The organism is Collinsella tanakaei YIT 12063 (assembly GCF_000225705.1).
Lineage (GTDB): Bacteria > Actinomycetota > Coriobacteriia > Coriobacteriales > Coriobacteriaceae > Collinsella > Collinsella tanakaei.
This window is the reverse complement of the sequence record NZ_JH126469.1, coordinates 351,101-357,900: the sequence shown is the minus strand read 5'-3', so window position 1 is coordinate 357,900 and position 6,800 is coordinate 351,101. Positions and strand designations below refer to the sequence as shown.

6 protein-coding genes and 1 tRNA gene are annotated in these 6,800 nt (G+C 61.2%); 1 reads left to right on the top strand and 6 read right to left on the bottom strand.

Annotated features, from left to right (window positions below; translation table 11 throughout):
- Positions 1-449: 449 nt before the first annotated feature.
- On the bottom strand, positions 450-1,907 hold the full coding sequence (locus HMPREF9452_RS06740; RefSeq protein ID WP_009141380.1) for an aminoacyl-histidine dipeptidase: 1,458 nt from the start codon (positions 1,905-1,907) through the stop codon (positions 450-452).
- Between the two features lie 253 nt (positions 1,908-2,160).
- On the opposite strand from HMPREF9452_RS06740, the gene HMPREF9452_RS06735 reads away from it, so the two are divergent.
- Complete coding sequence (locus tag HMPREF9452_RS06735) at positions 2,161-2,379, top strand: hypothetical protein (RefSeq protein WP_009141379.1); 219 nt, start codon at positions 2,161-2,163, stop codon at positions 2,377-2,379.
- 126 nt (positions 2,380-2,505) lie between these two features.
- Here the strand turns inward: HMPREF9452_RS06735 and lysS are convergent, their stop codons facing one another.
- The 5 genes from lysS to ispE form a co-directional block, all read right to left on the bottom strand.
- Positions 2,506-4,503, bottom strand: coding sequence for a lysine--tRNA ligase (gene lysS, locus HMPREF9452_RS06730; protein ID WP_009141378.1), 1,998 nt, complete (start codon positions 4,501-4,503; stop codon positions 2,506-2,508).
- An 83-nt stretch (positions 4,504-4,586) separates the two neighbouring features.
- Positions 4,587-5,060 (bottom strand): transcription elongation factor GreA, encoded by a 474-nt coding sequence (gene greA, locus HMPREF9452_RS06725; protein WP_009141377.1) that lies wholly within the window; start codon positions 5,058-5,060, stop codon positions 4,587-4,589.
- A gap of 139 nt (positions 5,061-5,199) precedes the next feature.
- The gene (gene tatA, locus HMPREF9452_RS06720) at positions 5,200-5,463 is read right to left on the bottom strand and encodes a twin-arginine translocase TatA/TatE family subunit (RefSeq protein ID WP_009141376.1); all 264 of its coding nucleotides are present in this window, start codon (positions 5,461-5,463) and stop codon (positions 5,200-5,202) included.
- Positions 5,464-5,713: 250 nt separating this feature from the next.
- A tRNA-Pro gene (locus HMPREF9452_RS06715) sits at positions 5,714-5,790 on the bottom strand.
- A 100-nt stretch (positions 5,791-5,890) separates the two neighbouring features.
- Positions 5,891-6,799: a 4-(cytidine 5'-diphospho)-2-C-methyl-D-erythritol kinase gene (ispE, locus tag HMPREF9452_RS06710; protein WP_009141375.1), complete on the bottom strand. Its 909-nt coding sequence runs from the start codon at positions 6,797-6,799 to the stop codon at positions 5,891-5,893.
- Position 6,800: the final 1 nt, after the last annotated feature.

Below are 6,800 nucleotides of genomic sequence, written 5' to 3'. Positions count from 1 at the left end.
GGCGAACTGCGCGACGGCCCGCGAGATGGCCTGCTGGGTCTGGGCGATAGCGCTCATGGTCCGGTAGCGCCCGCGGCGAGATAGGAGTCCGACCCCGGGGCGCGCCGCGCTCGAGGCCGTTGGGAGGCCATTCCAGTTCCTTTTTCTGGGCAGCGGGGGACCGCCACGCCCGCCACGAGACTGCGATGAAGCCGGAGGCCCCCAGCCGTAGCAACGAAATGCGGTTCCGACCCGCGGATATTAGAGTGCCGAACGTGCGTCGAGCAGACACGCCCTCAAGCGGCGCGTCCCCCGGGTGAAGATAGGTCGTCCCCGCCCCCCGCGGTAGCTCCCCGGGGGGCGGGGACGTTTTGCCACTTGACAATGTTCAACTCATATTAAAAAGGCGCCGCCGCACATCGCGGCAGCGCCTTTATCAAGAGTTATAAAGTGAAGACCCGATAAGTCCCCTACAGTGCCAGGCGGCGCAGCGCATCGACCAGCAGCACGTAGAAGCGCTCGAAAGATGCCAGCTCCATATGCTCATCGGGCGTGTGGACGTCATAGAGCTGCGGGCCCACGGCGATGGCATCCAGACCGGGCAGCGCATCGGCGAACAGGCCGCACTCAAGGCCGGCATGGATGGACTCGATGCGCAGCTCGGTGCCAAACAGCTCGCGGTAGCTCTCCTGGAAGACCTCGCGCACGGGCGAGTGCTCCACGTAGCTCCAACCCGGATACTCGTACTCAAAGATCACGTCAAAGCCCAGGACCTCCGCCAGCGTGGCGATGCGGTCCTTCACATCGTCCTGCAACGATTTGATGGACGAGCGGGGCGACAGCAAAATCTTGATCTGGTCATCGGTGACGGCGACCACGCCGATGTTGGAGGAAACCTCGACGGAGCCGTCCGCCGCGACGTTGCGACGCATCACGCCGTTGGGGGCAAGGCGCAGAGCGCGAACCAGCGCAAGGGCATCGTCCTTGCTCATAGCGTCGACCTCAACACCGTCCTCGACCGCGATAGCGCAGGCGAAGCCCGGGTCAAACACTTCCAGCTCAACCTTAATGTTTTCAACAATGCTGGCTGCGATGGCGGCGCCCGCCTCCGCGGCGGCGTGGTCGGGGTAAACCAAGACGGCCTTGCACTCGCGGTTGATGGCGTTGTCCTTGGTACCGCCGTTGAAGGTCACCAGCGCGGGATCGCCGGCAGCCATAAGGCGCTCGACCATGCGGGCCATCAGCAGGTTGCCGTTGCCGCGCTCCAGGTGGATGTCCGCGCCGGAGTGCCCACCCAAAAGACCGGAGATCTCAAGGGTAAGGGCGCTGCCGGCCTTGTGCTCGCGGGCGACGGGACGCGTATAGGTCGCCACAACGCCGCCGGCGCAGCTAACGGTCGCCACGCCCTCTTCCTCAGAGTCCAGGTTGATCATGATGCGCGCGTCGATCTGGGACTTGTCCAGGGTCTCGGCTCCAACCAGGCCGGTCTCCTCATCCGTGGTGAACACGCACTCAAGGGCGGGGTGAGCCAGCGAGTCATCGTCCAAAATAGTGAGCATCAGCGCCACGGCGACGCCGTTGTCCGCGCCCAGAGTGGTACCGTTGGCGCTCAGTACGCCGTCCTTCACCACCAGGTCGATACCCTGGGTCTTGAAATCGTGCTCAACGCCCGCCAGTTTATCGCAGACCATATCGATGTGGCCCTGCATCATGACGGCGGGGGCACCCTCGGCGCCGGCGCTCGCGGGCTTCTTGATGATGACGTTGTATACATCGTCCTGGTACACCCACAGGCCGCGCTCCTTGGCAAAAGCTACCAAAAAGTCGCTGACGGCCTTCTCATCACGGGATTCGCGCGGAATGGCGGCGATGTCCTCAAAGAAATGAAACAGTTTCTCGGGCTTGTATCCAGCGATCTTGTATTCCATGTGCTGTCCTCCTTGGCGCATTGTGGAACTGCCTTTTGCATACACGCTATATATTCCCAAAGATCCTAGAGACGAGCCGTGTCAATACGCTGGCAGTTCCAAAAACAGCAGGGAACGGCACTATGATATGCCTTTGGACGATGATTCTATTCATGTTTGATTCTGCAGCGCACCCGTTCCATAATCTATAGACATGGTGCCATTTAAATCGCTGGGTACAGAAAGCTACATACGATATGGCAAGGAGGCTCCAGTGGAAACTGCGATCCAAACGACTGCTCACCCGGGCCTTTCGTCCAAAGAAACGGCGCGCAAACTGGCCCTCATAGAGCATGGCGCCAGACTCGTCATCTCCGTTGCCCAGCAATGCGGCTATACAGGCCCAACGGACAACCTTCTTGAAGGCAAAACCTGGATCGAGCTTCGCAATGATATGTATGACGAAATGCTCGATGCCATAGAGGGGCGATAAGCAAGTCCAACAACTTGCTGCGCTGCCTCATAACAGCAAAACGGCGAGCCACCCTCTCGGAGTGGCCCGCCGTTCTCATTTTGATGTACGCGCAAGGACCATAGAGCCTTCCGCCGCGAAGCGCCGTTAGTACAGCTTGGCGCCCGCGGGGATGGAATCATCCACGATCAGCACGTTCAGGCGCTCCTCGGGCTCCTCGCCCTCGGCAACGTTCTCGGCGTGCACCGCGGAGATGATCATGCCGCACGAATCGATACCCATCATCTTGCGCGGGGGCAGGTTGGTGATGGCGATAAGCGTCTTGCCGACCAGGTCCTCGGGCTCGTAGTAATCATGGATGCCAGAGAGGATGGTACGGTCGGCGCCCGAGCCGTCGTCCAGCGTGAAGTTCAGCAGCTTCTTGCTCTTCTTCACGGGCTCGCACGCCTTGACCTTGACGGCGCGGAAATCGCTCTTGGCAAACGTATCGAAATCGACGAAGTCTGCGAACAGCGGCTCGATGGCGAGCTTGCCGTAATCGAGCGTGGGCTTCTTGGGGGCAACAAAGGGAGAGGAGGCAACAGCCTCGGCATCCTGAGCTGCCTTAGCGGCGGCGGCGCCGTTCTTGGAGCCCTTCTCCGGCTTCATGTGCGGGAACAGCAGGACGTCGCGGATGGACGTGGAGTTGGTGAGCAGCATGACCACGCGGTCGATGCCGATGCCGATGCCGCCCGCCGGAGGCATACCGTACTCGAGGGCGCGCACGTAGTCCTCGTCGTACTCCATGGCCTCATCATCGCCGCCGGCCTTCTCGACCATCTGGGCAGCGAAGCGCTCGGCCTGATCGACCGGATCGTTGAGCTCGGAGAACGCGTTAGCGTACTCGTGGCCGGCGATCACCAGCTCGAAGCGATGGGTCAGACGCGGGTCGTCCTCGTTGCGCTTGGCCAAAGGCGACACCTCGACGGGGTAGTCGCATACAAAGGTGGGATTCACGATGGTGTCCTCGCCCAGCTCGTCATAGAGCTCGGCGACCAGCTTGCCGGCGGCCCACTCGGGCTTGGTCTCGATACCGCGCTCGGCGCAGGCGGCGCGCAGCTCCTCGACCGGGGTGTCGAGCGTGACCTCGCGACCCAGGACGTCGGAGACGATGGAGGTCATGGGACGGCTTTCCCAGTTGGAGAACAAATCGATCTGCTGACCCTGGTACTCGATGACGCCCTCCAGGCCGACGGCGTGCGCAGCGGCCTTGATAACGCCCTCGGCGAGCTCCTTCATGCCCTCGAGATCGGAGTAGGCGCGGTAGGCCTCCATCGTGGTGAACTCGGGGTTATGGGTGAGGTCCATGCCCTCGTTACGGAAGATGCGGCCGATCTCGAAGACGCGCTCGTAGCCGCCCACAAGCAGGCGCTTGAGGTGCAGCTCGGTGGCGATGCGCAGGTAGTTCTCTTGATTGAGCGCGTTAAAGTGGGTGATGAACGGCTTAGCGGTGGCGCCGCCCTGAATGGTCTGCAGGATGGGGGTCTCGACCTCCATGTAGCCGTTATCCTCCATGTAGCGGCGGAAGGTGGAGATGATCGCGGAGCGCTTGCGGAAGGTCTCGCGAACGTCCTCGTTCACGATAAGGTCGACATAGCGCTGACGATAACGGGTCTCCTTGTCGGAGAGGCCGTGGAACTTCTCGGGCAGCGGGCGAACCGCCTTGGAAAGCAGTTTGGCCGTACGGGGGGCAACGGAGAGCTCGCCGCGCTTGGTGCGGACCACAACGCCGGTCGCCTGGACGATATCGCCCAGGTCGAGCTCCTTCAAGACCTCCCAGGAAGCTTCCTCGACATCGTTCACGCGGCAGAACAGCTGGATGTCAGCGGAGGGGTCGCGAAGGACCAGGAACATGATCTTGCCCTGGCCGCGCTTGGCGACGATGCGGCCGCCCACGGTGACAGTCTCGGCGCCCTCTTCCTCGTTTGCCAAGCCGGCATAGCGCTCAAGCAGGTCGGCGGCATGGTCGGTGACGTCGGAATGCTCGGGATAGGGATTCTTGCCGGCGGCGTACAGCGCGGCGCGATCGGCGAGGCGGCGGGCGCGCTCGTCATTCAGCGTCGAAGCGTCCTGTGCGGCCGCATCGACGGACTGGTTCTCAGCCATGTTCTCTCCTTTTACAATAAAACGCTCCCTGAGGCCTGACGGTCCCAGGGAGCGAACTGTTACCTGTGCGCGGGACCGAAAGCCTAGCGCGTGATCTTGGTGATGGTGTAGACGCGGCGCTTGCCAGCCGGGGTGATGATCTCGACGGTCTCGCCCTCGCCGTGACCGATGATGGCGCGGCCGACCGGGGACTCGTTGGAGATCTTGTGCTCGAGAGAGTTGGTCTCGGTGGTACCGACCAAGGTGATCTCGGTAGCGACGCCGTCGCCATCAACCAGGGAAACGGTGCTGCCAATGGAAACGGTCAGACCGAACTCGCCGCTCTCGGCATCCTTGGCGTTTGCGAGGATAGCCTGGATCTCGGCGATGCGAGCAGCGTTCTTGGCCTGCTCTTCCTTGGCGGCGTCGTACTCAGCATTCTCGGAAAGGTCGCCGAATGCGCGCGCCTCCTTGATGTGCTCGACGATCTCACGGCTCTTCTCGCCCTCGCGCCACGCAAGCTCATCCATGAGCTTCTTGCGGCCCTCTGCGGTCAGTACGATCTGGCTTGCGTCCATGCGCAGAACTCCTTGCTACATCTGTCGGCGGCGCTGCGGTGCAGCGAGCCTTTCGCCAACGGTACTCCAAACAACAAAAGCGACCGGTCGACCCTACCAGGGGAAACCGGTCGCCGCTCTCCCCTTGTGAGAGAAGCGTTTACTCAGCGTGCTGAGCGCTATCTTCCTTCTTGGCCTTAGCGGCGGCAAGCTTTGCCTCAAGCTCGCGAATCTCCGCATCGTCCTCATCCTCGACCACGGTCTCGGACTCGACCTCCTCGGCCTTGTCGTCACCCTCCATGCCCTCACGGATGTTCTTGACGGTAGAGCCAAAAGCCTTGCCGAGCTTTGGAAGGTTCTTGGGACCAAAGATAAGCAGGACCACAACCAGGATGACTACGAGCTCCATAGGACCAAGTCGCATGTTACTTCCTCCAAATACGTAGAGTCGATGCGAGGCGCATCGGAAAATCGCCGCCTTTGCGCGATCCGGCCAACGCTGGCCGTGCCTGTAAAGCTCGATTGAGTATACCGCGCCTGTACTGCGAATGACAACACCGCCATATTTTACACGCTTGACGGGCATCAATATCAGCATTTGGTAAGCCGTGCATCAGTTCACCTACATAGCAAAAGGGGCCAAAGCCTAATGCCTTGACCCCTTTATCATGCAATGGTCGGGTTGACTGGATTTGAACCAGCGACCCCTGCGTCCCGAACGCAGTGCTCTACCAAACTGAGCCACAACCCGTTAGCTCGACTATAGTACCAAAGGCGGACGAGAAATACCAGAGATATTTTTCGTCCACATCATCACGCTGCCTATTCCAAACCCTGGACCTGGGTACAGCTTAGCCGACAGCGATAAAAGGACCGCTCTTCTCCATCTTGGCGGCCTGGGCCCACCAACCGTGGTCTTTAAGTGCGGACAGCGCGATCTTCTCGGCCGCCATCTGCGTGTTGCATACCGCAAAGAGGCACGAGCCCGAACCGCATACATCCACGGCGCGGACGTTGTCCTGCGCACGGAGCCACTCGAGAATGTCCGCCATCTCGGGCGAGAGCTTGAGCGCCGCCGCACCCAGGTTGTTGTGGATGTTCGCAAAGATATCCTGCTCGCGATGGTCGCGCATAGCCTGGAGCATGGGCTCTATATCCGCGGGCGCAACCGGATCCGTATCGAACTCAGCGTAGGCGTCCGCCGCGCTCACCCCGCCGTTCATGGGCTTTACCAGCGCCAGCGGCGTTCCCGTGAGCGGCCGGTACATTTCCTGCATCGCGTCGCCCCTGCCGGATAGGTACGCCGGCGGGCCATACAGGAAGAACGCCACATCAGAGCCAATGGAGCGCGCGACGGCATCGATACGTGGATCTGTGGCGTCGATCTTCCAGAAATAGCACAGACCCATGATGACCGCGGCGGCGTCCGCAGACGGCCCGCCCAGGCCGGCGCGCACAGGAATGTGCTTATCGATCAAGATCGCGAAATTGGGGTCGCGACCAAACGCCTCGCCCATGGCGATGGCCGCCTTGTAGGCGGAGTTCTGCTCCATGGGAAAATCCGCCTCGGGCACCATGCGAACCAGCAGCTCGTCATGAGGCGCCATGGCGATGGTATCCGCCAGGTCGATCGCGGTCATAACCGTATCCACGCGATGGTAGCCGGACTCCTCCGCCTCTGCATCCGTCCCATGGGGATGAACGCCAAGGTATAGGTTAATCTTGCCCGGCGCGGTAATCAGGATGAACTGAGGAGCCATA